General features: G+C 47.8%; 24 protein-coding genes and 3 pseudogenes. 9 read left to right on the top strand and 18 right to left on the bottom strand.

Annotated elements, in window-relative coordinates; all coding sequences use genetic code 11:
- Positions 1-228, top strand: a pseudogene (locus QJ036_RS13635) (cytochrome c biogenesis CcdA family protein); the annotation flags it as partial.
- Between the two features lie 9 nt (positions 229-237).
- Positions 238-846, top strand: coding sequence for a TlpA family protein disulfide reductase (locus QJ036_RS13630; RefSeq protein ID WP_283231908.1), 609 nt, complete (start codon positions 238-240; stop codon positions 844-846).
- A gap of 386 nt (positions 847-1,232) precedes the next feature.
- Here the strand turns inward: QJ036_RS13630 and QJ036_RS13625 are convergent, their stop codons facing one another.
- The 8 genes from QJ036_RS13625 to QJ036_RS13595 form a co-directional block, all read right to left on the bottom strand.
- Positions 1,233-1,616 (bottom strand): zinc ribbon domain-containing protein, encoded by a 384-nt coding sequence (locus QJ036_RS13625; protein WP_249328435.1) that lies wholly within the window; start codon positions 1,614-1,616, stop codon positions 1,233-1,235.
- Between the two features lie 21 nt (positions 1,617-1,637).
- Positions 1,638-2,123, bottom strand: a complete 486-nt coding sequence (locus tag QJ036_RS13620; protein WP_283231907.1) for a hypothetical protein — start codon at positions 2,121-2,123, stop codon at positions 1,638-1,640.
- A 314-nt stretch (positions 2,124-2,437) separates the two neighbouring features.
- Entirely contained in the window at positions 2,438-3,304 is an 867-nt protein-coding gene (locus QJ036_RS13615; protein ID WP_283231906.1) for a zinc ribbon domain-containing protein, read from the bottom strand.
- 37 nt (positions 3,305-3,341) lie between these two features.
- Positions 3,342-3,935, bottom strand: coding sequence for a hypothetical protein (locus tag QJ036_RS13610; RefSeq protein ID WP_283231905.1), 594 nt, complete (start codon positions 3,933-3,935; stop codon positions 3,342-3,344).
- A 72-nt stretch (positions 3,936-4,007) separates the two neighbouring features.
- Positions 4,008-4,115 (bottom strand): zinc-ribbon domain-containing protein, encoded by a 108-nt coding sequence (locus QJ036_RS14370; RefSeq protein WP_408646479.1) that lies wholly within the window; start codon positions 4,113-4,115, stop codon positions 4,008-4,010.
- 9 nt (positions 4,116-4,124) lie between these two features.
- A complete protein-coding gene (locus QJ036_RS13605) occupies positions 4,125-5,066 on the bottom strand; it encodes a zinc ribbon domain-containing protein (protein WP_283231904.1) in 942 nt (313 codons plus the stop codon).
- A gap of 176 nt (positions 5,067-5,242) precedes the next feature.
- A complete protein-coding gene (locus QJ036_RS13600; RefSeq protein WP_283231903.1) occupies positions 5,243-7,561 on the bottom strand; it encodes a zinc ribbon domain-containing protein in 2,319 nt (772 codons plus the stop codon).
- A 197-nt stretch (positions 7,562-7,758) separates the two neighbouring features.
- The gene (locus QJ036_RS13595; protein WP_283231902.1) at positions 7,759-10,494 is read right to left on the bottom strand and encodes a zinc ribbon domain-containing protein; all 2,736 of its coding nucleotides are present in this window, start codon (positions 10,492-10,494) and stop codon (positions 7,759-7,761) included.
- Positions 10,495-10,734: 240 nt separating this feature from the next.
- On the opposite strand from QJ036_RS13595, the gene QJ036_RS13590 reads away from it, so the two are divergent.
- From QJ036_RS13590 to QJ036_RS13575, 4 genes are read left to right on the top strand one after another with little or no spacing between them, the layout of a single operon-like run.
- Complete coding sequence (locus tag QJ036_RS13590; RefSeq protein WP_283231901.1) at positions 10,735-12,375, top strand: hypothetical protein; 1,641 nt, start codon at positions 10,735-10,737, stop codon at positions 12,373-12,375.
- Positions 12,372-13,403 carry a sensor histidine kinase gene (locus tag QJ036_RS13585; RefSeq protein ID WP_283231900.1) on the top strand — a complete coding sequence of 344 codons (1,032 nt, stop codon included), beginning with the start codon at positions 12,372-12,374 and terminating at the stop codon, positions 13,401-13,403. Before QJ036_RS13590 ends, QJ036_RS13585 begins: the two co-directional genes overlap by 4 nt.
- On the top strand, positions 13,400-14,023 hold the full coding sequence (locus QJ036_RS13580) for a response regulator transcription factor (RefSeq protein WP_283231899.1): 624 nt from the start codon (positions 13,400-13,402) through the stop codon (positions 14,021-14,023). Before QJ036_RS13585 ends, QJ036_RS13580 begins: the two co-directional genes overlap by 4 nt.
- 10 nt (positions 14,024-14,033) lie before the next feature.
- Positions 14,034-15,722 (top strand): hypothetical protein, encoded by a 1,689-nt coding sequence (locus QJ036_RS13575; protein ID WP_276918021.1) that lies wholly within the window; start codon positions 14,034-14,036, stop codon positions 15,720-15,722.
- Between the two features lie 734 nt (positions 15,723-16,456).
- Here QJ036_RS13575 and QJ036_RS13570 read toward each other — a convergent pair.
- From QJ036_RS13570 to QJ036_RS13525, 10 genes and pseudogenes are all read right to left on the bottom strand, one after another.
- A pseudogene (locus QJ036_RS13570) lies at positions 16,457-16,876 on the bottom strand (CHAP domain-containing protein); the annotation flags it as partial.
- An 87-nt stretch (positions 16,877-16,963) separates the two neighbouring features.
- Positions 16,964-17,575 (bottom strand): annotated as a pseudogene (locus QJ036_RS13565) (nucleotidyl transferase AbiEii/AbiGii toxin family protein); the annotation flags it as partial.
- Between the two features lie 4 nt (positions 17,576-17,579).
- A complete protein-coding gene (locus tag QJ036_RS13560; protein WP_283231898.1) occupies positions 17,580-18,317 on the bottom strand; it encodes a DUF6577 family protein in 738 nt (245 codons plus the stop codon).
- 104 nt (positions 18,318-18,421) lie between these two features.
- Complete coding sequence (locus tag QJ036_RS13555; protein ID WP_283231897.1) at positions 18,422-18,772, bottom strand: DUF6664 family protein; 351 nt, start codon at positions 18,770-18,772, stop codon at positions 18,422-18,424.
- 314 nt (positions 18,773-19,086) lie between these two features.
- Positions 19,087-19,479: a 30S ribosomal protein S9 gene (gene rpsI, locus QJ036_RS13550; protein ID WP_283231896.1), complete on the bottom strand. Its 393-nt coding sequence runs from the start codon at positions 19,477-19,479 to the stop codon at positions 19,087-19,089.
- Between the two features lie 29 nt (positions 19,480-19,508).
- Entirely contained in the window at positions 19,509-19,937 is a 429-nt protein-coding gene (rplM, locus tag QJ036_RS13545) for a 50S ribosomal protein L13 (protein WP_283231895.1), read from the bottom strand.
- A gap of 164 nt (positions 19,938-20,101) precedes the next feature.
- Positions 20,102-21,118: a tRNA pseudouridine(38-40) synthase TruA gene (gene truA / locus QJ036_RS13540; protein WP_283231894.1), complete on the bottom strand. Its 1,017-nt coding sequence runs from the start codon at positions 21,116-21,118 to the stop codon at positions 20,102-20,104.
- Between the two features lie 52 nt (positions 21,119-21,170).
- The gene (locus tag QJ036_RS13535) at positions 21,171-21,971 is read right to left on the bottom strand and encodes an energy-coupling factor transporter transmembrane component T family protein (protein WP_283231893.1); all 801 of its coding nucleotides are present in this window, start codon (positions 21,969-21,971) and stop codon (positions 21,171-21,173) included.
- Between the two features lie 6 nt (positions 21,972-21,977).
- Positions 21,978-22,844, bottom strand: coding sequence for an energy-coupling factor transporter ATPase (locus QJ036_RS13530; protein WP_283231892.1), 867 nt, complete (start codon positions 22,842-22,844; stop codon positions 21,978-21,980).
- 12 nt (positions 22,845-22,856) lie between these two features.
- Positions 22,857-23,768 carry an energy-coupling factor transporter ATPase gene (locus QJ036_RS13525; protein WP_283231891.1) on the bottom strand — a complete coding sequence of 304 codons (912 nt, stop codon included), beginning with the start codon at positions 23,766-23,768 and terminating at the stop codon, positions 22,857-22,859.
- Positions 23,769-23,938: 170 nt separating this feature from the next.
- Between QJ036_RS13525 and QJ036_RS13520 the strand changes: the two genes are divergently transcribed.
- The 3 genes from QJ036_RS13520 to QJ036_RS13510 all read left to right on the top strand — a co-directional run bounded on the left by QJ036_RS13520 (position 23,939) and on the right by QJ036_RS13510 (position 25,980).
- Complete coding sequence (locus QJ036_RS13520) at positions 23,939-24,628, top strand: D-lyxose/D-mannose family sugar isomerase (protein WP_283231890.1); 690 nt, start codon at positions 23,939-23,941, stop codon at positions 24,626-24,628.
- A gap of 130 nt (positions 24,629-24,758) precedes the next feature.
- On the top strand, positions 24,759-25,799 hold the full coding sequence (locus QJ036_RS13515) for an aldose epimerase family protein (protein WP_283231889.1): 1,041 nt from the start codon (positions 24,759-24,761) through the stop codon (positions 25,797-25,799).
- A gap of 58 nt (positions 25,800-25,857) precedes the next feature.
- Complete coding sequence (locus QJ036_RS13510) at positions 25,858-25,980, top strand: hypothetical protein (protein WP_283231888.1); 123 nt, start codon at positions 25,858-25,860, stop codon at positions 25,978-25,980.
- The last annotated feature ends 126 nt before the right edge of the window (positions 25,981-26,106 follow it).

The raw sequence follows: 26,106 nt of genomic DNA, 5'->3' as shown, positions 1-26,106 counted from the left end.
CAGCAGGGTCATGTAATCAAAGGTATGCTGATGCTGCTTTGCTATTCGTTGGGACTTGGCATTCCTTTTCTTCTCAGTGCTATTCTGATCGACTATTTGAAGTCAGCCTTCAACTGGATTAAAAAACACTACCGGATCATCAATACTGTCAGCGGCTGTTTCCTGATATTGGTGGGTATCCTGATGGCAACAGGAACGCTGGGACAGCTACTCAGCCTGCTTAGTTGAGGAGGGTTTATGAATAAAAAGAAGATAATAATGATACTCGTTCTTGTGTTTGTTCTCATTTTAGGTGGCGCAGGAATTCTATATAAACAGCTTGGACAGAAACTGGCTCCCAATCTGCTTGCTACACAAACACCGCAGGAAACTGAATCCACAGAAGCCTCCACTCCAACAACACAAGAGGATGAATCAGAAAAGATATTGGCACCGGATTTTACAGTTTACGATCTGGACGGAAATGAAGTTCATCTTTCGGATTTTATCGGGAAATCCGTTGTCCTAAACTTCTGGGCAAGCTGGTGTAGTCCCTGTAAAATGGAAATGCCTGATTTTAACGAAAAGTATCTGGAAATTGGTGAAGAAGTACAGTTTCTCATCATCAATATGACCGATGGCTCCAGAGAGACTGTGGAAACTGCATCTGCTTTCATCGCAGAACAGGGCTATTCTTTCCCGGTATTTTACGATACAGATCAGGATGCCGCTACAACCTACGGTGTTTATTCACTGCCTACCACATATTTTATTGATGATGAGGGAAACGCAATCGCTCAAGCAACGGGGGCAATTGATGAAGAAACCTTGCAGCGAGGAATTGACATGATTATTTCCGACAGGTGATGATCAGCATATTATATCGAAGTAAAATACAAAAAAGTGGCCACGGTTTCACACTTCAAAACGGAATGGACCGTGGCTCTTTCTCTACTTATATCGAATTGAAAATGAAGGCAGGGGGCCAAAGTTTGAAGTTCTGAAAAAGCTCGTCCGCGAATTAGCTATTGATGCGAACTCAATCTTCTACCCCGAGAAGCCGTCCAAAGATTCCGAAGTAGAAGATCTCGTCCGCACGCTTTATAGCTGTGATGACTGTTCCATGAAAATTGTCAAAGCAACCGCAAAAGCCGCGTTGGAAAGTCAAACTGATAAAGAATGAAAACAGAGCCAATAACAGGCAATCGTAAATCTGCTTGTTATTGGCGGCCTTTTCTGTCCGAGTTTCGTATTCAGTTCTTTTTCAGTTCTGCTCCACATTTCACGCAGAAGGTGCTGCCGGGTTTTACCGCAGCGCCACATTTGGTGCAGAAAGAAGCCGTCTGTCCCTGAGCGGAAACTACCTGGATATCGGCAGGGTTACCGGGCTGAGGCGAAACAGGCTGCGGGGGTGGAGTCTGGTTGGACTGGACAGCCGGGGGATTCTGCCCGGGAACGCCCAGCCGCTCCGCCAGGCTTTGGTTGCCCGTAGCGCGGGTACCCGGCTCAATCTGCCGCAGCTTGTTTTCAATGGCATCTGTTCCCTTGTAGACCACCTTTGCGATGATATACCGGATCAGATATATAAGCGCTACAACACCAACGGCGCATATAATAAGCAACAGATTTTCATTCATGGTTCTTTCCTCCTGGTTCCATTAGAAAAAGCTGGGGTTGGTTTTTACTTTGATGGGGATGTTCTGGACCTGGGCACCTGGGTCAATGGAAAGGAACATTTTCTCGATTGCGGTAATCAAAATGTTCATAGGGATGTGCTCCTGCACCATACCCCGGTAGGTCTTCCAATTGGTGAAATGGAAATACCACACGTTCTGGTCGTACACATCGTTCTTCCGATACATTTCAGCCTTCCAGTTGCTTCCGGTAAAGAAGAATGCCTGATTTGTATCATTCCTTTGAACGGATACGCCGCTTCCTCTTAAATCAGCATCCTGGATCCCCTGCAGAACACGGGCAAAATCTGCACCCCGCAGGGTGAACTCCTCCGCCTGCTCCGTGATGACATACTTACGTTTTACGATTCTTCCTTCATCCAAAAGCTGGTTGTTGACCTTTCCTTGGCGAAGTCCAAAGTACAGGCCAATGGCAACCGCTCCAACGGAAAGTAAAATTGCAAACCACATAATCAATTCCTCCTAAATTTTATTTTTCAAATTCTGTGCCGCCGATGTTGATCACATTTCCCGACTGCGAAAAGGATTGCTCCCATGTGTATTCCTGCCCAAGCAGATTATATGTGATGATTATTTGATCGCCGTCGATCCGATATGTGCCGCTGGAATTGATGCCAAAAGCAGACATGGTCGGATGACGGCCAGCAGTATAGCCAGCAGTCGCTTGTTTCTTTTCATGTACATGAAGAATCCTCCTTTGATTGATTTTTTATGCTACGATTCAATTTAAACAACAGCTTTTTGCCCGGGTTCGGCATTCATCCTTATTCCAACCTTGAACCGCATTTCGCGCAGAACTTCGATTGACTATCCATAGCAGCTCCGCACCGTGCGCAGAATTTTACTGTCGGCTCGGGAGCCGGATCCTGCACCTCATCCGATATGGTGGAAGGATGCTCCTGCGGCAGTACGGTTGTTTGTGGCTGTTCGGGCGAATAATACATCATTTGTGGATTGAGGGTATTTGCACTTCTGTTGACGCTCTGCACGAAGGTATGATTTTGCGGGGCATTTTTTCGATAAAGCATGAAAACCTGTATGGCAAAAACGGCAATAAATCCAATCCATGCCAAACCGTACAGGGCAAGCTTAAAGCTTGTCCGCAGAGCGAGCAGGACATATATGACCTCGTATGCGCCAAGCATACAAGAGATGACGAAGAAGACAATCCGAAGAGTATTTTTATTTTCGTCTTTTTTCAATGCCAAAATCCATGCCATAGTAACCAATGCATACAATACAAACTGAACGATTACCCGTTCCGCCCCGCGCCAGCCGGAAAAATAATAGCCTCCGTAATTGATAATCTGCTGAATTGCAGTAATCAGGCTGCCAACGCTAAACAAGGAATATGTAAAAGCCATGGAGAAAGATTCTATCTTCACTTTCTTCACGCACATCCAAAGCTGCAGAAGGCCGGCAAGCGCACACATCCAGATGTACACCTGACCGTTGAGATTGATCAGTAAAAAAAGCGAGCTGACGGCAGAAATGATTGCCAAGGTGCGCTGAAGCGGATCCAGCTTCCAGCTTTTTACAAGCAAGGCTATGTAGCTCATCACAGAACGAAGGCTGCCGTCCATCAAATCTTCCCTTTCGGAAGTACCGGGACTGTATTTTGTGTCATTCATAAGTAAACTCTCCTTATTTTTTAGTATTTCTGCACCCTCATTCAACGGGAATCTCTTCGTAAGTATTCTCCACCTTCAAATAAACACCGTTTGAATCGTAAAGTTCCATTTCCATTAGCTGACCAAATTCATTCATTTTGAAATGGTTCCCGGGCTGACCATCGCTAAAAACGGTAATTTCCCGGATGATATCGTTTTGTACGTCATAAACCTCATAATGGTCTTCATAATAGACCGTATTTCCTTCTACCTTTACAACGCCGTCTTCTCCCGGTACGAAGTCAAAATAATTGTCCAATAAAAGCACCGTATCTTTCTGGCCGGACGGTTGCTCCTCGCGGCTGCCTACCGGTTTTCCGTCCGATGTATAGAGCCATTGCACGCTGTATGTTTCATCCCCGCTTTGCATCGTTCCACAAACCTCAATATAACCATCCTCATGAACGATGATTCTGTCATGTGAATAGTTCGTAATGGTTTCTGTCCCTTGAACAGTTACACGTGCAGTTTTTGGAAAGCTGACTGATAGCGTTCTTTTCCCGGAAGATTTTCCGCAGGCAGTCAACATTGTGGCGCATAGGATTACGGCCAGCAGTACGGATAATAGCCGTACTTTTACGTTTGTTCTCATAGATTTTCCTCCTACTAATTTTTTGTAAAAATTCTTTTGTATGTGGCAATAAAAAGCAAGCGATGCGCCCGGTTATCCTACCGGATCATTTTTCAGTCTTGCACCACATCTCGTACAGAACATGGAATGGCTGTCCATAGCAGCACCGCACTGTGTACAGAAAACGGTTCCCGTATCAATCCCATTATTTTATAGGTCGATATGGCCGCCGTACACTGTATGCCCACTTGCTTTATCTACAGGACGCTTTGTACCACAAGCACCGCAGAAATCCTCATCCGACGGAAGTTCCCTGCCGCAACCAGTACAGAATACCTTTTGTTCTGCATGATCCGGTTCAGTCCGAGGCTGTTCCGGACGTCTGGTGCCACAGTTGACGCAAAATATCTCGTCTGGCAGCAGTTCCCTGCCGCAGTTGGTGCAAAACACCTTTTGTGCGGCGTCTGAAGCACCAGCGCTCTGATAGACCGGCTGTCCGTAAGGCTGTCCATATGGTTGCGCAACAGGCATTTGGTAGACAGCCCTTTCCTTTTTATAGGGATGCGTCAGCCACCAGCCCAGCAAGAAGGTCATGGGGAGCCCCACTACCAGAATGGAAAACATACTCAGCATGATTCTGTCATGGTCTGGTGCATGATTAATGATTGCCAAATATCCCTGATGCAGGTCAGATAGATTGTTCACCAGGTACAAAATACCGGGAACAAGCCAAATCGCCCGGTTGAACTTTGCAATACCGGATTTCTCCTTCCAGTCCTGAAAGGCAGCAAACAGCAATAACAGCAGCGCAATCACTGCGGCAATTGCTTGGCCTAAGAGAAGATCTTTCCAAGCTGACCCCCAGAGGCTGCGGCTAAACACAATATCGCAGATGCATAAAAGCGGTATGACCAGTTCCAGCCCCAAGGCGAGGAAAAGGGTTAGTCTCCGCTTCCGCTGGTACAGCACCACTGCCAGCACGATCCCCGAAATCAGGGAAAGAATTGGAAGAAGTAGGGTGTTCAGAAGCCGGTTCCAGGGCATATGTGGAAGTGAGGCATAGGTCATAAAAATGCTTATTAGCTCCAGTAGCACATTGGCTGTGCAGAAAATCGCTGCTACCGGAAATTTTATTTTCTTCGTTTCGTTCATGTTTCTACCTCCAAGAAATACAATTAGACCGCCAATGGCCGCAATCGCTATCAGCAAGGCATATGCGCCGCCAAAAACATGGATCATTTTTCTAACTCTCTATGGAAAGGATGATCTTGCCTCCGGAAACCATATAAGTTCCGCCGAATGAACCGCTCCCCGTCAAAGCCGGATCCTCAAGGATTTAAAGCTGCAAAACAGAACTCCGATGTTCCAATCATCTCAGAAATTGTCTTGCTTGAATAAATAACCTTATCCTCAAAGCTGAGGTATAAATTTCCTGCCTCAAAACGCGCCGTTCCCTCAAAATTACCAAATTCCGAGGTTACCGTTCCCGTATGGCCAGATATCGTAATCGTCAATTGTTCTCCAAACAATCGGTAAAAGCTGAGGTTTCCTGAAAGAGTGGAGGCATCGACGGCATCCAAGTGAAGAGAACCTTCCATATCGCTGTTTTCCCGTTTCCATACCCAATCACCTTCGTAATCGTAGGCAGAAACCGTATCCTCCAGTGAATTCTCTGGAACAGCAAGCTCCAACCGTTTTAGGATATCTTCCATATCTGTCTGGAGCGATTCCTTCATCAGGTTTTTTTGTGCTCCGTAATCAGTGACACGGTCGCATACGTAGAACTGAACTGAGTTATATTCCGTAAATTCCATCCCATCCGGAAGCTGGTTCATATAAAAGGCGTTGTTTTCATATTGATAAACCTCTCCAAATTCCCCATTCTCGTCGAAGCCATATAAATGAACATACACGGGATTTTGATCCAGAGAATCATATACCGGAACATACAGGTTTCCGGCATTTTGATAAATGCGGCTACTAATGGCAGCTTCTTGGTTTTCCTCCTGCTGCCTTTCGCAGAAAAGCTGAACCGCTTCGCCATTTTTTACTGTCCATACATCAACAAACGGAAAAATGCTCTCTTCATTGTTATAGAGCATCACCAATTCCTCGGTGCCATCCTGATTAAAGTCCATCAGATCAATTTTGAATACACCACGTGCGCAGCATTCATATTCAACTTCATCAAACCATAGAGCGCCATGCTCTGCAATGGTTCGGTCAATCACATCCGCATACAGCTCGGTAGTATTGACAGTCTCCTGATTATCTATTGAAGCGTCCTGAACAGAGCCGTCCTGAACAGAGCCGTCCCAAAAAACAAAGGATCCGTTGCTCCCATTCGGGTGGAACTGGCGAAAACGACAATAGTCAAAACTGTCAGCCCACTGGATGAACCAACATTCGCCATTCCAGCCTGCATAGATCAAATCAGGAATCCCGCTTACGCTTTCTGGCAGGTCGAAGGCAGTTTCCTTCAGCGTTTCAAGATCGAGAAGGCAAAGGGACATATCCCTGAAATAGTAGAGTCCTGCGTCGCTAAGAGCAAATCGGTTATATGTTCTCTCATAAGATGCAAGCTTTTCAATTTCGCCGTCATGAATGTTTAATCGGTAAATGTTGTCTGAATCTGCATAATATAGATAGTCACCTTTTGGAATAAAGGAGAAATACTTCTCCACGTCATCATCGTCCTGGGATGGCACTCTACCGATTTCCTCTTCCTCAGAATCTACCGCTTTTCGATACAGAGTTTCTCCCATCAGATTATTCACCACATCAGGAACAAAATAATAATAGTATCCGTCGTTATACGCTACAAAGCAGGCAGGCCCCTCAAGGTCAAGAAAATCCTCCTGTTTGCACAGCTCACCGGTATTCAGATCCAGCCGGTAGAAGAAATATCTGTTGCCGAAGACGAGATAGTCTTCAAAGAAGTAAATACTGTTTATTTGAGACGGAAATTCGCCATATGTGTTGAGCTGCTCATAGCTTACAAGGGTGCCGTCCTCCTTGCCGTCTTTGCTAATCCAGTGAATTTCGTATTTCTCGTCGCCCTGCTCTGTGGCATTTGTGCATTCCAGAAAGCAGATCTTATCGTTCCATAAGAACAGCGCTCCCAGCGGATACTTGGACCATCCATCACCCTTTATTTGATCTGATTCATAGAGAATTTCCGGCTTTGAATTCGACTGATCACCGATGCGCATGATATAAGCCTGATCCCCTGCCTGTTCACCAAGATAGTAAATGTATTCGTCATCGTAAATAACTTCACTGGCACCAAGGGAAACAGAGCCTTGGCCGTATTCAGGAACGTTGTCTTTGGGATGGAACACAAAAATCAATGCTACGGTAAGAATGACCGCCAGCAATACGCCGCCAAGAGAAAGGCCGATGATGAGCCCCTTTTTCGACTTCTTTTGAACCGGAGCCGCCGCACCATAGCCCATTTGCCCATTAAAATTAGGCTCCTGCATCAGCGGCTCCGGTTTCGGTGTTTGGATATTTACCATTTCATCCAATATACCTGCCGGTTGCTGCGGCACCGGTGAAGCTTCTTGTGATATCTTTACAGGAGCACCACACACACTGCAAAATCTTGCGTCCTCCGGCAAAGGATTTCCGCACTTTGAACAGAACATAATCTCTACTCCTCTCGCTTGCCGGAGACAAAAGCAGTCCCAGCTTATTTTTCCATCTTATTTTACTTGAACCGACAAAAAAGCGCCCCACACAATCAGGTAGTTTTCAGAAAAAAATTTGGAATTATTCTGTGCACTACCCTTTTATGTGGGGCCTATGTATTGGGTTTTATTCTTCTGAGGCAGGGGAAGGCTTCTTAGAATTCGCCATCTGTTGGGTCGGCCTTCATCTGAAGGAGAAGCTCCGTGCCGTCCTTGTGATAGAACTTGTAGCACTCTACATAGCGGCCATAGTCCCCGGTTCCGGCGTCGCCTTTGACGGTGAAAATTCCCTCGCTGTACTGATACTGCCCATAGGAGTTCCACCCCTCAAAATGTACATTATCGGGCAGGAAGCTCATATCATCCCCAATGGGCCGATAGGTTTCGCCGGTGATGTCATAGAAGGTATCCTCCAAACCGGTGTGTTCAATAAAATAGCCGCCGTCAAATGTACTCATGTTAAAACCGTCCTCTTTCATAATGGGGTCGTACATTAGGTTCCCCTGGGAATCAAAGCAGGCGTAGAATTTGCTTCCGTTGTCTCTGGCCTCCATGACCACCCCAGCGTGTCCGTTCAGGAAGGCTCCCATCTCCTCAAACATATATCGCTCTGCGTATTCCTCAAAGCTGATGACGCAATTTCCATTAATATCATAATATCCGTATGTACGGGGATCCTCTGAATGATAGGAATAAATACCAAACAGGCCCTCTGCATAGCGGCCTATATCAACCTCCAGGTTATCCTCAAATACAGGGGAGAAATTGCCGGACGTATCCATCTTCCTGATATAGTTATAAAAAGAACCTGAAACGACAAATCCGTCATAGAACTTTTCACCGCCATATATAGCGGGATATTCTGAAAGCTTGACAATACTCCGGTCCGACAAATTGCATAGCCGTATTTCATCCTCCTTTGCATTTCCCGAGCTACCAGTATTAAGCAGGTACATCCCTTCACCCAGATCATAGTCATATGCGGATCTGTCTGCTACGTTCGTCCAGGTTTCCGGCTCCGTGCCGTAAGGATCGGTAAAGCCGATCTGATAGGTGGCGTCAATGTTAAAGCCTTGCAGGTAACGCTGCACCAAAATGGTGTTCCCATAGCCTCCAAGGTAGGTCCAATCATGCTCATCGTCCTTTGTGCTGTCATAGATGATGCCTTCGGAAATACTGAGAATTGCGAATTCGTCGTAATAAACCGCAAAATGGACACCTTCTCTTGCCACCACCAGCAGGTCATCATTGAGCCACTTGGTATATTCGTACTCCATAGCGAAGGGGAACCGAGCCACCTCCATGCCCTCCTTGTCAAAGACAGCGGAGGTGCCGTCATTGAAGGTGACGTAGTTGTACCCATTGTGATAGCCGGTGCAGTTCTCTATGGTGGTGCCATCAACGGTAATGTAGCGCTCTTCCAGCTGGGTGGCCTCCGTGTATTCCGGTTCCTCCGGCTGGGTGTACTCCGTATTGTCCATGAAAATGTCATCCTGGGAGCTGTCCTGCAAATTGTGCCGGGCCCACCAAGTATATTCATCCGGACGGAAGGTGACATAGTCATAGAAGCTTCCGAGATTGTTCCAATAGGGTGCAAAAATGCAGCTATTGTCCGGGCCTGGATATATTGCGCTGAAGCAGAATTCCAATCTGGTTCCCTCTCGAAGAAGCTCGTCCGGGACATCATAGTGTGTCTCCTCTAAGGTCTTCAGGTCGAGACCGCAAAGCCGCCTCTGGTTCCAGGTATTCCGGTAGGTATAATAAAGGGTTTCATCACTCAGAGCAAAGGGAAGACTCTCCGGTGTCATATCGCCGATGCTGGAAAGGTTCTCGACGCTTCCCTTCTTTGTATCAATGCGGTAGAAATCGTGATACCACCCGTTGGAATTTTGTTCTGTGGCCTGAAAATACAGATAATTTCCGTTGGGCACAAAATTCCAGGCAATGTTTTCCTCAGGCAGTTCAGCGACTAGTTCCAAGTCCGAATCTTCTGATTTCCGATATAGGGCCTCATCCGTGCCGTCGCTGGTAAAAACATAATAGGAAACGTCGCCCTTACAGGCGACCATATGGAACCAGCCTCTATCGTCCCGAATGGCACCATCCTCCACTGAAAGGCCTCCCGTGCGAAGGTTAAGCCGATAAACATACCAGCTATGGCCATACGCAGCATCCGTGTAAAAGGTAAGGATATCTCCTTCCAGGTAGGGATGATACCACCGCCAGGGAGCGCACAGGCTTACCTGGTCATCCCAGCCGTCGATCTGATACTCTGCCTGCTCCACAAGCTTGTCTGTGGTTGCAATGGCTCCCTCCAACTCTTTATCCTTGTCCAGCCACCACAGGCCGGAATCATTTCCATAGCAGACCTTTCCATTCCAGAGGAACAAGTTTCCCATGTGATGGGTTTCTCCTTCATGGAGCTCCACACTGTGGAGACTTTGGGGTTCTCCTTCCATCTTGTTGTCGATTTGCATAAGACAGATTTCCTGCGCTGCCGAGTCCTCATAGAAATAGTAGGTATACTTCTTGTCATAGGCAAAGATACTGACGGGGATCGGGTCGGAGCTACTACCCTTCTTCCCAAAGGCAAAAATCATTGCCACGGCCAAAATGGCCAGCAGTACGCCGCTAACAGAAAGTCCGATCACAAGCCTCTTCCTAGATTTTTTCTCGGATGCTTTTGCATCATGCCCCAATAATTTATGGGAATTCTGCGCCGCCATAAGCGGCTCTGGTTTTGATGTTTGGATGTTTACCGTTTCATCCGTTATACCTGCCGGTTGCTGCAGTACCGGGGCGGCCTCTTGTGATATCGTTACAGGCGCTCCACAGGCTCCGCAGAATTTTGCATCATCCGGCAAAGGATTTCCGCACTTTGAACAGAACATAATCTCTACTCCTCTCGCTTGCCAGAGACAAAAGCGGTCCCGTCTCATTTTCCACCCTATTTTACCTGAACGAACAAAAAAGCGCCCCACACAATCAGGTAGTTTTCAGAAAAAATTCGAAAATTTTCTGTACACTACCCTTTTGTGTGGGGCGGATTTGGCCTTTCATGTTATAATATCTTTATCGTACTCTAACTGCATCAATCAGTTAGGATCATCTTTTTGTAAGGGGGGGATAGAATGAGCGAGCGGAAAAAATCCGTTGTTCGGCTTTTTGCGGCAGCGACGCTGTTGTTTGCAGTCTCCGCATACCGGCAGCTCAGCATGCGGTATTGGCCGGAGGATTTTCTGCGGCCATATCTTGTCTGGGCGGTCTATATGCTTCTGCTTTTCGGCTGGCAATATACCATTACAACAAAAATCATACAGAAATCCATGCGCAGCCACCTGACTGCTCAGAATATCGTCAGTATCCTGTATTTAACGGTTCGCTTCGTTCAGGATGCTTTCCTCTATGTCAATATTCCATGGATGCGCTTTACCGGATACTTTATCAATATCGCGGCTGTCTTCATACCACTGTTCGGGTTTTACAGCGCATTCTATCTCGGCAAGCCGGAGGATTACCAGATCAGCAAAAAGTGGTATCTGCTCCTAATCCCGGCATGTTTTCTGAGCATGCTGGCACTAACCAACGATTTGCATCATTTTCTATATTACATTGTGCCGGAGGAACCCCAGCCAAATTTGTATTTCCATCCATACATCGGCACATATATCATCTATATTTGGGGACTTAGTATCATCAGTTATCAGGTATATGTGATTTATCAGCGAAATGGTATGACAAAGTCAGACCCTCTTTACCGGAAGCTGATTCCCTTCTATGAACCGATCCTACTGTTCCTGTTCAGTATTCCTTATGCTGCGACGGCCTACGTGGTGCGGTTTGAGCTTGTGGAATATTCGGCGGGGCTGATTTTCATTCTTGTGCTTTGCTGGGAGCTCTATATCCTGACCGGACTGATTCCGGTAAACACGCAGTACGAGGAAGTGTTCCGGCGGTCTACGGTGGCGATGCAAATTCTTTCACCGAACGATGAGCGGATTGCAGTATCGGAAAATGCGGCGGAAATCACGCCTGCTATGCTGGAAGCTCTAAAGCAAAATCAGCATTTTTCTGCTACGGAAGATATTACCATGCACCTGCACCAAATCCCGGGCGGGTATATGGTCTGGCAAACCGATCTCTCGCAGATCAATCAGGCTTTACGAGAGCTCCAGAGACTGAATGCGGAATTGGAAGAAAAACAGGATCTACTGGCGCAGGAAATTCGCATTCAATCGGATGAAACAAGTATTCAGGTGCGCAATGATATTTACGACAGCTTATCATCGGACGTGGCCGGGCAGCTTTTTCTGCTGACAGCGATTTTATCTAAGGAGTCCCTTTCGACGGACGACTGGAACCGCATTTGCCTCATTGGCACCTACATCAAGCGGTTCTGCAACTTGCGGCTCACTTATCAGGAACAGCAGATGATTCCGATGGGTGATTTAGCCATCAGCTTGCAGGATATTGCGAAATGTATGAAGAATCTTGGAATCAGGACAAACTTGGATTTTTGTCCCACATCGAATTTAGAGCCAGAGCTGATTCTTCTCATTATGAAAGCCTTGGAAGCGCTTCTTGAGGAGGCAGATTTTCGTCTGGCCTCCATGACAATCCAAATCAGCGATACGGTTTGCTTTGAGATTACCGGTACAGATCGCGAGTTTGTTCCTCGCTTTTTAGAGGGAGGATATCGTCTTCAGGCAGAAAAGGTTCCGACAGGTTATCGGCTTTTGCTCTTGCAGGAGGGAGAGGTGATGCAGTCATGAAAAAGAATACATCAGCTAAAATGATTAAAAAAGCCATCGACTCTTACCCCGGCGGAATCTGCTTCTCCGCATTGGATGGGCGGGTCATCCTTGTCAATGAGAAGATGAACAAGCTGATGCTGGAGCTGACCGGACATACAATTCTGAACGCAAAGACGGCATGGGAGGAGCTAACAAATTTTGCCAATAACGGCAAGGCGGAAAAGCTAACCCAATCCTGGCTGCCAAAAGATACGAACAATGAAAATGAAAGCACCCACCAACAGTTGTTCTTCCGCTTCTCCGACAACTCGGTCTGGCGTTTTGAACTGAGATTTCTTGATTCCAATACCGTTCAGGTTGAAGCGGCGGAAATTACAGAACTCTACCGGCTCAGCGAGGAACTGTACGAGAACACCATCCGACTGCAGGAGATGCAAAAGCGGCAGAAAGCCTTGCTGGGCAGTATCGTGGAGATCAATTTGAATAAAGAGATTCTTGCCGCGAAAATGCATATCCATGATGAGCTGGGGCGCTGTCTATTGGCTACCACAAAAGCAATCACGGAAGACAGTTTGGCTGAGAATGCCGACATGCTGCGGAAAAGCTGGAACAGCACCATTCACGATTTCTCCGATATTTCTACCGTATGGACGGTTCCCGACTCCTCTCTGCAATCTGAACTGATGCAGGTGGCGGAACTGATTGGCTGTAAGGTTATCTTCTCTGGGGAACAGCCCACCCAGCGCAAAGCACTACAGCTTTTGTATGCCGCCATTCGGGAGGCGCTCACCAATGCAGTACGCCATGCGGACGCTACGGTATTGATGGTAAAAATAGAGCAAGACGAGAAAAACTATCATATAGAGATATCCGACAACGGCGGCGTTACTGTTTCAAAAATTACGGAGGGCAACGGCCTTAGCGCATTGCGTCAGCGGCTGGAGCAGGAAGGAGCTACCCTGAAGGTACTCTGCGGCAACAGTGTTTCCCTGCTTGTGGATATTCCCTTTGATTTTGATGAACCCCAGAAAGGAGGACGGAAATGATACAGGTTCTAGTTGTAGAAGATTCCAGGATTACCCGCGATGCCATTGAGAGCCAGATTGCCAAATCAGAAAGATATGTCCTGTACGCCTCCATAGAAAATGCAGCCAATGCAGAAATTGCCTGTCTGCGTGGAAGTGTCGATTTAATCTTGATGGATGTATGTACGGCTGACGAAGAATCCGGCCTGAAAGCTGCGGCAAAGATCAAGCAGTATAATCCAAAAATCAAGATCATCATTATGACTTCTATGCCGGAGCATTCGTTTATTCAGAAAGCGAAAGCGTGTGGTTGTAACGGCTTTTGGTATAAGGAATATGGTAGTACTGCCTTAATGGAGGTCTGCGACCGGGTGATGAATGGTGAATTTGTTTATCCCGAGGACGCGCCAGTGATTCGTATTGGGTACAGCAACAGCGCCGAGTTTACCAGTCGGGAATTGGATATTATTCGGGAGCTGGCGCAAGGCAGAAAATATGAGGAGATTGCGGCGGATCTGGATATTACGCTAAATACCGTCAAGTACCACATCAAAAATATTTTACAGAAAACAGGCTACCAGAACACATTGCAGTTGGTGGCCGAGGTGGTAGAAAAGCGGCTGATTTTACCGAAGTATTAAGGAGGATTCCATGAAAAAACAACTATTAAAAATCATTTCCATTCTGATCGTTTTGCTACTGGTACCCACAGGGTGCAGCAAGGAGAGTATTCTCCCCTCTACCGATGAAACACCGGATAAACCTGGCAATATTCTGACCCTCGACAAAGCCCTGGAGGCCATCCTGCCTGAAGAGGAAGCAAACCCCTATGCCAAGCCGGGCTTTGTCCGTGCCATAACCGTCGGCGAAAACTCGTATCTTTACGATTTTAAAGGAAAGCGAGTCATTATCCTCGAAAACACCGCCGAGGGATTTATGAACACCAACCGGGAAGATATTGTCTATTTAAAAAACGACGGAAACTTGTATTTTTCGGATTCCGATTTAACAGCCCCCAAGCTGATAGACAGCAATCTCAGTGATTTTACCAACAACGCCTTTATCGGTGACTGTTTCTACTATACGGCTTCCGCTACTGCGTCAACCGTTCGTTCTCTCAATCAATACAATTTTGTGGAAGGCGTTCACGAAACCCTTCTGGAAGCTTATCAGGGAGAAACCCGGAACCTGTGCCGGGTGGAAACGGATACCGAGGTGCAGTTTTATTCCGTTGCCACGGAAACCGGCGAGTTTAGGCAGTTGGGGGCCTTCCCCAAAGATCAGCTGGGCCTTGACGCCACCTGCACGTTCACCTACTTTGATGCAGACACTGATTTTCGGATTTGGGTCTACGACAGCAGAACCGGCTGCACGGCTCTTACCTATGAGGACGGGGAGCTTTCTTGTCTGGCCCAAAATTCCTTCAACCAGGATGAACGCCATGGAATCGGTCTGACTCTGCTTTCAGGCGATACCGGCGTGATTATTTTTGAAAGAGGAGAAATTGAAAACGGCGGACGGGTGTTCTACAGACGACAAAATCAGGAAATTATCACTGTTCAGCAGCCTGACTGCTACTTTTTACCCCGTGCAACTTGGTACGGCGAAACGGCAGACGGCTGCTACTTGATTGGCGCAGACCGCTATGCAGGCTACGATCAGGACATTGACGCCACCCTTTATCTGTACTGGCTCGGAAATGATGGGATTCTGCAGCGGATAGATGAAATTTCACGCCCGGTGGAAATGGACACAGGTAGAGGCGGACTCACTTTTCAACAGATGGAACTTCTGGATGAGCATACCCTGCTCTATTTTGACGGAAATAGCTACCCTCATCTGGCAACGCTTGATAAGGGCACGGTTACCGAAGACCGCCTGCTTTTGGAGGAAACAGTCCGCGAATACGAGGCCGTTCCTTATTACGGAGGAACCTGCGTTTTATTTACCACGGAAAACTACAATGAATACTTCCTGCACAATGCAGACGCTCCCCTTGTATATGTGGGGATGGTTATCAACCTTGGCGGCGTCAGCACTGATGGCGAATATATCTATCTGGTTACGGAAGCCGGCAATCTGTACGCCTTCTCCAAATCCGAGATTCTGTCCTATGCAGATGAACGCACCGGCCTTAGCGCAGCCTACGGCCAGGATAATGCCATTGCGTCTTATGTAGAACCCGACAGCCTCACCAGCGGGATATTTGGTGGATTACTTGACCCAAAATCTATTATATTTGAGACCTTTGACATGCCGGAGGAGAACGGAGTTTACTTTTATGACGGAACCTCCGCAGAACTGATCGGCACCATTCCCAAAAAGTCGCTTAACTTCTGATACCCTTGCCCCGAAAGCTCACCGATGCTGTTTTTAGGGAGGTGCCGTAAACCGTCCATGGCATTCCAACAATCGAAAGAAGACTTTGATTTGTCCAGCCGCAACTCCGTTTCCATTACCTTTCAAAAAGGGATGGCCTTTTCCAGGAGGCCGAATGCTGGGCAAGGCCGAGCCTTTTGATGGATGCGCTGTATTATGCCGCCCTGACCGATGGCTGCGGCAGCATTGATGAGATCTATAGTTGCATAGGTCGGAAAGCTGTTTGAATTTTCCGATGCCGCTGACGCCGATGATACGTTGGAGCGGATCGCCTTCACTATTACAATCCGTGCCGTCAAGGTTATCTAAAATTGAATAACAAAACAAAGCCCCAGGCAAGAAGTGTGAGCTTCTCCCGCCTGGGGTTACCTTTTGGCTAGGATATTTTGGCTTTTCAAGCGCATCATCTATATTTTTGTAGCTTCGATACATTCGACTAGAAGGCACGGGTTCATCGAAGCTTTCGACGCAATCGATAGCGACATACCGGATGACACTACGACACATTGCGACATTATATAATTGGTGCATTTTCGAATATCTGCAACAAGCCTCACGGCTTCGTAGCAAAATACACGCCGTGAGAAAAGTATACTTCCGCTATCAGTGTGACGTCCTAACACAGAGATTTGCCACCTTTCTTCAGATTCCACCTCACGATGGACACCCTTGGTCTTGGCCGTATCCTTCCCACAGAATACTCTCTCTCTGCAGGCATCCCCAGAGTTACCCTCCACAGTGTAAACCACGCCGTTTTCGCCCTTCTCCACGATTCCAACATGATCGGATGTGCCATCTCCATCCCAATCAAAGAAGATAATGTCACCGGCCTGTGGTTCATAGTTTCTATCCTGCCATTGTCCGTTGCTTTGGAACCATCTCACACCATCCACACAGCCAGCAAATTTCGGAATAATGCCACTGTCAAGATAGCCGCACTGGTCAGCGCACCAGCTCACAAAACAGGCACACCATTCCACGCGGCTGTCGAAGCCATACCAGCTCCAGTATGGCTCTCCACCTTCGTTGCCAAGCTGTGTCAACACTACTTCTACAATCACCTGATTACCGCCAGCCGTAAAGGCCCGCCCATAAGGATAATATTGCAACACATGGTTACTGTTGCTTTCGATTCCTCGATAAGCGATTTCCGCCTGTGCAATTTTCCCATATGTAGGTCCTATCTGCTGAAAATCTGTAAATATCTCCAGCAGAGAAGATACATCATAGAACTGCTTCATGACTTCCATGTCTTTTCCGCAATTTAACGGAATACCTGTGGTGTGCGGAGCAAATGCTGTCAATTTATCCGCCAGAATGCAGTTTGCTGACGGTAGGGAAACAGTAAGATATTCCGGTTCTGTCAAAAGAAGATCATTCCGAATCTCTTTTTGAACCAGTTCTGAGTAATGATTGTGTTCAAACAGAACATCCAAAAGAATGTAGAATGGCCTGTTATTGATTGGTGAATCATAAGTGAACTTAAAATGCCTTTTTTCGATATTGTTCTTTCCAATCCGCTTCTGCTCCTCAACCGCTTTAAAAGGGAAATTTTCCGATGCACGATCCAAATACTTATCTAACTCTGTACCCGGTTCAGCAATAATATCAATATCTGTCGATAACCGACGCGGATGTTCCATCAGCAGCATAAGGCAAGTGCCACCTTTGAAAATAAAGGGCATACCAACCTTCGCAAGTGCTTCCAACAGTCCAAACGCATATACAGCACGTTCCAAAAGTACAGGATCTCTGCGACTGGTTCTTTGCAGCTCTCTAATATGTTCTTCGGCAAAATTCTCTTGTAACAGCACATCCTTACCTCTTTGTTCGTAATGTGATGTTTGTTTTCTCTCTAATCAGTTTCTTTATTTTTTTATCAACGGTTCTGCGCGCTGCATATCGAAATAGACAACTCTCATCTACCACATACATAGAAAATGCGTCCTCGTATATAGTCGGATATTCACTCTTGCTGACAGAATCAAGCAGTAACGGGTCTGCAACTATATCAACAAGCAATTTCTCCAACCGTGTATGCCATGGGATTCCAGCGCTTTTCGGTGCCTCTGTTGTGAGCTTGTTAATAACAATCATATTGTCGCTCCAATACTGGTGATACATTTCCAGCGTTGGGTTAATAAACACTTTTCCAAAATACTGGTCCTTTAGCATGTCAAACACAAATTCTATTACATCAGATTCCACAGATAAAAACAGAACATTATGCGCGAGTTGATGATTTACAAAATCATTGAGCTGAATCAGTTCCATGATAGAGAAATCTACCAGCGGATATTGTTCCTGTATCAAAGATGCCACTTCTACCGCCAGATCAGAGTATTCGTGATCGTATGGTCTTGCATTATTATCAGGAAGGCAGTACAGGCCGTTACCAACACGAGCCAGATCACCATCTTTAACCATTGACGCAAATCTCTTATAAAAGGAAGCATCGCTTAATTTATATCCAGCGTTACGGAACGATTGTAATACTTGTTGCCTGTTGAAACATTTTTGATTCTTTACGCCTTCAAAATATCTCGAATCGGTCATTCCTACACCTCCATCTGATTATTTTTACGGCAGTAAACGTCATTTGCTGCCGCAAAAATATTTCTTGTATATAGTATGACCAATATCTCCAATTCTATGCATGTTCAAATCGCCTTGATTTTCCTGAGATATGCCACTGCATCGGTATGGCCTCGGAAATAAATCTGTTGTCGCTCCATATCATCCCGCTTACGCACCAGATGCAGGTACTGCACAAAAGCTGCGTGTTCCTCGGCAGTCAAACTGATTTCGCCGCTGCCTTCCAACAGATTAGCCAGAAATGGCTTTTGCTGTTTTAGATCAGAAATTCTCTGCTGGAGCTTGGCGTATTCTTCGTTTTCATTTTGCAGTTCCAGTACAATATCGTTGTCGATTTCCGGAAACGCATCTTCCAAACGGGATGGAAGGTCAAGATATGTCTCGCTCATGGTGTTCACCTTTTCTTTCTTTTTCATTTATTGTACCCAGTTGCCGGTATCCTATTAAAGCTATGATTGCTTCGATATTTCGCCTTACACAAATCATACTGCAAACAGAGGGGCAGGAACAAGTCTGCAATCCCTTGGAGTAAAAGTTCCCCCATCTGTTAACCAAAACGGGGTCAAAAACGCCGGTTCCCCCATCGTTAACTACTAAAAACAGGGTCAAAACACGCCAAATCCTTTCAAATCAGGACAAACAGTATCAGCGATTTTGGGCATAAGAAAACCCCGGAAAACCTTGATTTTCCGGGGTTTTTGAGCTTTTTTGATTGTAAAAACGCGACCAATTATCTCTTGGAGAACTGAGGTGCGCGACGGGCTGCTTTGAGACCGTATTTCTTTCTTTCCTTCATACGAGGATCTCTGGTCAGGAAGCCTGCCTTCTTCAGAGCGGGACGGTACTCGGGATCTGCCTGAAGCAGAGCTCTGGAGATGCCGTGACGGATTGCACCAGCCTGGCCGGTGAAGCCGCCGCCGCGTACGTTTACGATAACATCGAACTTTCCTTCTGTCTCGGTAGCTGCGAAGGGCTGACGAACAACAACCTTCAGAGTCTCAAGACCAAAGTAATCGTCCATATCTCTTTTATTGATGGTAACCTTGCCTGTGCCGGCAGTCAGGTATACTCTTGCGATAGATTTCTTTCTTCTGCCTGTTCCGTAGAATTTTGAATTAGCCACTGTATTTTCCTCCTTTCAGTACCTTTCGATTAAAATGTCAGAGCTTCGGGCTTCTGAGCCTGATGTGCATGATCAGGGCCAGCGTACACATGAAGCTTGCTAAACATTGCTCTGCCTAAAGGTCCCTTGGGAAGCATTCCCTTAACAGCCAGCTCGATAACCTTCTCAGGCTTCTTTGCCATCATTTCCTTCAGGGTGGTTTCCTTCATACCGCCAACATAATCGGAATGGCTGTAATAAATCTTCTGATCCAGCTTCTTGCCTGTGATCTTAACCTTCTCTGCGTTTACAACGATCACATAATCGCCGGTATCGATGTGAGGTGTGAACGTGGGCTTGTTCTTACCTCTCAGGACTGCTGCTACTTCAGATGCCAGACGTCCTAATGTATATGCGGAAGCGTCAACTACATACCATTTTCTCTCAATGGTTGACGGGCTAGCCATAAAAGTTTTCATTGGTTTGACCTCCTTGGATTTCACCTTTCAAATATTCGTTCTTTTCACTGGTTTCTATTTGCAGGGCAGATGCAGGATTCCGGGGCTTTGGTATCCCTGGTCCGCCATCAATAGACATTCACATGGACGCAATAGGAGCGTCACAGCCTTTATATTATATTACACTATACGGGGTGTGTCAACGGTTTTTTCAAGATTTTCCAACAATAAATTTCCCGTATTTCTGCGGTTTCTGCCGTCTGCGCATAAGGTCCGTCGGCAGTCCAGAGTTCCGCGGCTCCGTCCCGGAAGGCCTGCTTCGCAGTTCGTTCGATCATTCGCTCCCGCTCCGCATCCCGGCACTGATGGATCACCATATACACCCGCTTTTCGGTCTCCAGTTCTCCCCGGTACACGGTATAATCGATCCAGTCGTTGGTATTTCGTTCCAGCAGCGAAAGCCGTTCCACATGGTCGATGGATTTAAGGGTCAGGCCCTCTGCCGGTGCCTTCACGCCGGCCGCCCGCCGGTCCCTTGCATTCAGGATCTCCTTCACATGCTCCGGCGGAAAATCCCCCCGCCCGGCAGCCAGAAGCGTTCCCACAATGATCCGGACCATATTGTACAAAAAGCCGTTTCCCTTAAGACGGACGGTGATCATATCCCCATCCTTTTCCACAGCCGCCTCATAAAGCTTTCGCACGGTGTCCTCCACCTGGCTTCCCGCCGAACAAAAGCTGGAGAAATCATGCTCCCCCACCAGAAAGGCCGCAGCCTCCCGCATTCTGTCCACATCCAGCGGCCAATGATAAAAATAACTGTTTAATCGTCTGGTCGGATCGGGAAAGGTTCTGTTGAGGATCCGGTATTCGTACGTTTTGAGAGAATTGCATTTCCGCGGATGGTAGGAAAGGGAGACCTCCTCCGAGGACTGAACCACAATATCCTCCGGCAGCCACTGATTGACCGCATAGCAGATCTTTTCCGGCGGGATCCTGGTCTCCGTGTTGAATACGGCAATGTTTCCCAGGGCGTGGACTCCCGAATCGGTCCTGCTCGCCCCCGTGACCGCGATCTCTTCCCCTGTCAGCCGGGAAAGGGCCTGATTCAGCATTTCCTCAATGGTTTTTCCATTTTTCTGTACCTGCCAGCCGCAGTAATTGGTCCCGTCGTATGCCACCACAAGCCTGATTCGTTTCATGCTTTCAACCATTCCTTTCGTCCTGCTCCTGACACAGACAGATCACACAGGGTCAGGCAGCCAGTCGGAGTGCCACCATCCCTGCCGGAAAAGCAAGAAGGATCAGGTAAGCGATCCGATCCGCCGTTTGATATCGAAGAGGCTTCATCTTTGTCCGCCCGTCACCGCCATGATAACAGCGGGCCTCCATAGCCATGGCCAGATCCGAAGCCCGACGGAAAGCGGAAATAAAAAGGGGCACCAGAAGAGGGATCATGGCTTTTGCCTTCTTTATGATGCCTCCGGTCTCAAAATCAGCACCTCTCGCCATCTGTGCCTTCATGATCTTATCGGTCTCCTCCACCAGAATGGGAATAAATCGAAGGGCGATGGACATCATCATAGCGATCTCATGGACCGGGACCCGGAATATCCTGAGGAATCTAAGGCTTTTTTCCAGGCCGTCGGTCAGCTGGTTCGGTGTCGTCGTAAAGGTCAGAAGGGATGTCCCCATTACCAGGAAGATCAGACGCACGGCCATCATTCCCGACCGGATCAGTCCCTCCTTCGTAATGGTAAAGATCCAGAACTTCACCAGGACCTCGCCGCTTGTGAGAAACAGATTAAATACTACGCTGAATAAAAGCAGAAAAATAATCGGCTTCAGTCCCTTGACTATATGTCCGACCGGAACCCTGGAAACTGCAATAACGCCAAAAAGGAATGCCGCTGCCAGAACATAGCAGAAAAGATTGTCCGCCAGAAAAAGGGCAATGATCAAAACCAGCGTTCCGAACAGTTTTGTCCGCGGGTCCAGTTTATGAACCGGCGACTCCACCGGATAATACTGGCCCAGTGTAATATCTCGCATCATGGGTAATTAATTCTCCCTTTCTTTATCCATGGCTAAAGTACAGAGAATAGCTTCTTCCGCCTCTGCCACAGTGATCACATCGGTTCTTACGGGGAAGCCCGCTTCTTTGAGGGCGTGGGCAATGTAGGTTACCTGCGGCGCCGCAAGACCGATCTTCTCCAGTTCTCTGTAGTGGGCAAAAACTGCCCTCGGTGTATCGTCAAACACGAGACAGCCATGGTCCATCACCATGATCCTGTCCACATACTTTGCCACATCCTCCATGCTGTGAGACACCAGAATGACCGTCAGGCCCTGCTCATCATGCAGCCTCACAAGCTGCCCCAGGATCTCATCCCGGCCTCTGGGATCCAGCCCGGCTGTTGGCTCGTCCAGAATCAGCACCTCCGGCTTCATGGCCAGCACTCCGGCAATGGCCACCCGGCGTTTTTCTCCGCCGGAAAGCTCAAAGGGAGATTTTTTATAATAGCTCTCATCGATTCCCACCAGCGTGAGCGCTTCCTTCGCCCGCCTTTCGATCTCCTCTTTGGAAAGCCCCTGATTTTTCGGACCAAAGCATACATCAGTGAATACGTCGATCTCAAACAGCTGATGCTCCGGATACTGAAAGACCAGTCCCACCCGGCTTCTCAAATCCTTCATGGAAAAGCCTTCCCCATAAATGCTCTCGCCGTTATAGCGGATGTCGCCTGAGGTGGCCCGCATCAGCCCGTTTAAATGCTGGATCAGCGTGGACTTGCCGGAACCGGTATGGCCGATGAGCCCGATAAACTCCCCGTCCCGAATCTCCAGGCTTACATCATTAAGGGCCTCCGTCTCCATGGGAGTTCCTTCATTATATTTATATTCTACATGCTCTAATGTAATCGCCATGATGTTTCTCCTTCATTCTGCCGAAGCCGGACCGGCTGCAGCTGCCTTGGCCGTCGAAGAGCCTGTCCTCTTTTTCCAGATGTCCGTAAGCTCCGCCACAAAGGTTTCAATATCAAGAATGCACGGCGACAGGGACAGTCCCTTTTTCCGAAGCTCATAGGCAAGCTCCGTCACCTGCGGCACATCCAGACGAAGGCTTTTCAGTTTCTCCACCCGACTGAAGATCTCCTGAGGAGTTCCCTCCATGGCGATCTCCCCCTCATCCATCACATAGATTCTGTCTGCATGAATGACTTCTTCCATATAATGGGTGATCAGTATGACCGTGATTCCCTTTTTCTGATTCAGCTCCCGAACCGTCCGAATGACTTCCTTGCGGCCATTGGGATCCAGCATGGCCGTGGGCTCATCCAGAACGATACATTTCGGCTCCATGGCCATGACTCCGGCAATGGCCACCCGCTGCTTCTGCCCGCCGGACAGACGATTGGGCGAGCTTTTCCGATAGGCAGTCATTCCCACTGCCTTCAGGCATTCATCGACCCGCTGCCAGATTTCATCGGTTGGAACGCCCATATTTTCCGGTCCAAATCCCACATCCTCCTCCACCACACTGGCAATGATCTGGTTGTCCGGATTCTGGAACACCATCCCCGCCGTCTGACGGATCTCCCAGAGGGCATCGTCGTCCTTCGTATCCTTCCCGCCGATCCAGATGGTTCCCTCGGAAGGAAGAAGGAGGGCATTCATATGCTTCGCCAGCGTCGATTTGCCGGAACCGTTATGCCCCAGAACAGCCACAAACTGGCCCTCCTCAATGTCAAGGCTCACATCCCGGACCGCCTCACTGACTTCCTCGACCTTTTCCTCTTCATCCCTTTTGATATAATTATAAATCAGGTTCTTTGCCTTTATGATTCCCATAAATCACCGTCAACTTCCGTCTGATTTTTGTTTACATTCTTACAAACCCTTATTGTACTTGATTCATATGAAAAAATCAATATTTTCCGTTGACAGATTTACAAATGAACAGCTCCGTTATAAAATAGATAGTACAATTGTTATTCTTACGATCGGGAGGGATTTTTACCATGAAACGTTCAGAAATCAACAAAGCCATCAGGGCCATGGAGGCCATGATCCAGGAGCACCGCTTCGAGCTTCCGCCTTTCTGCGGTTGGACGCCGGAGGAGTGGCAGGATAAAAACCATGAATATGATGAGATCAGAGACAATATGCTTGGCTGGGACATTACGGACTACGGCGAGGGACATTTTGACACCCTGGGCTTCTCTCTTGTCACGATCCGAAACGGCAATCAGCATATGAAGGACAAGTATTCCAAGGTTTATGCAGAAAAGCTTCTGATGGTCAACGAAGGACAGTACGCACCCATGCACTTCCACTGGACCAAGATGGAGGACATCATTAACCGCGGCGGCGGCAATCTGCTGATCCGGGTATACATGGCTGACAGAAATGACGAGGGCAAATTCTCCGATGAGAACGTGATCGTTCACACCGACGGCCGTGAGTATTCCGTTCCGGCCGGCAGCCAGGTCTGCTTAAAACCCGGCGAGAGCATTACCATTTACCCTTATATGTACCACGATTTCAACGTGGAGCCCGGCACCGGCTCTGTCCTGATCGGCGAGGTGTCCATGTGCAACGACGACAACACCGATAACCGTTTCTATGAAGAGCTGGGACGCTTCCCTTCCATTGAAGAGGATGAAGCCCCCTACCGCCTTCTCTGCAACGAATATCCGAAAGCAAAATAAACCTTCTCTGGAGGAAGTCCAGGCAATGCTTCGCTGATTTTCCCGGCTGCGAAGACGAAAGGCCCCGCGGCGCTTCACCTGCCGCGGGGCTTCATTATTATAACGAATCAACGAAAGGAAAGTGATAACCATGAGTCTTCAGAAAACCCTCTGGGGAACCACAGAAAGCGGACAGGAGGTATACCGTTACCTTCTTTCCAACAAAAACGGAATGCAGGTGGAGCTGACCAACATCGGCTGCAGCATCCTGTCCATCATGGTTCCGGACCGTGACAGCAAGCTCATCGATGTTGCCCTTGGCTTCGACACCATCGGCGAATACGAAAATAATTCCGCCAATTTTGGCTGTGTCGTAGGACGCTACGGAAACAGGATCCGCGGCGGACAGTTCTCCTTCGGCGGACGGACCTGGCAGCTTGAGCAGAACGAAGGAAACAATCATCTTCACGGAGCTTCCGGCGGATACGCCTTCCGTTACTGGCCGGTTTCTGAGGAAGGCGATGACCACTTGACCTTCCACCTGGAAAGTCCCGACGGTGACGGCGGATACCCCGGTGATCTGACCGCCCTTGTCACCTACAGCCTGTCTGAGGACAACGGCCTCACCCTCTCTTACCGCGTCACCACCTCCTCAGAGACAGTGTGCAATCTGACCAACCACAATTATTTCAATCTGTCCGGAGCAGGAAACGGTGACGTTCTGGATCATGAGCTCATGATCCAGGCAGATTCTATCACAGAGATCGACAAAGAATTTATTCCCACCGGCGTTCTCTTTCCGGTAAAGGATACCGCCCTGGATTTCAACACGCCCAAAGCCATCGGGCGGGACATTCATTCTTCCATGGAGCAGATGGTGCTGGCCGGCGGCTATGACCACAACTTCGTATTCCGGAAAACGGAAGGCCCCAATGCATCAGCCTATGCTCCCAAGACAGGAATTCTTATGGAAGTGTTTACAAACAGTCCCGGTGTCCAACTGTACACCGCCAATTTCATGGACGGCACCACAGTCGGCAAAAACGGTGTGAAATACCCGAAGCACGGAGGCTTCTGTCTGGAAACGCAGCTTTTCCCGGACTCTGTCAATCAGCCCTCCTTCCCGTCCTGCGTTGTGACGAAGGATTCCCCGCAGGATTTCCATACCACCTATCGTTTTTCCATCAGATAGCGGAAAGGAAAAAGACCTCATAAACAGAAAATTTGATGCAGTCTGCATCGGTTTTATCGTGCAGGACATCATCATTACCGATATTCCCGAGGATGTGCTGACCCGCGATACCACCATCAGAGCCGAAGCCCATGTCCTTTCCTTCATGAAAGAGACACCGAAACGTCACATGGATCGTTGAAAAGTAACCGCCAAATAATAATGCGGTCAGATATAAAATTACCCCAGCCCTTTGCGAGTTGGAGTAATTCACTATAATTCACATGCGATTTTTGATAGATTGGAGTTTTTCACTCCAGGGTGCAAG

The organism is Fusibacillus kribbianus (assembly GCF_030053595.1).
GTDB classification, from domain to species: Bacteria; Bacillota; Clostridia; order Lachnospirales; family Lachnospiraceae; genus Lientehia; species Lientehia kribbiana.
This window is presented reverse-complemented; position numbering and strand designations above follow the sequence as displayed.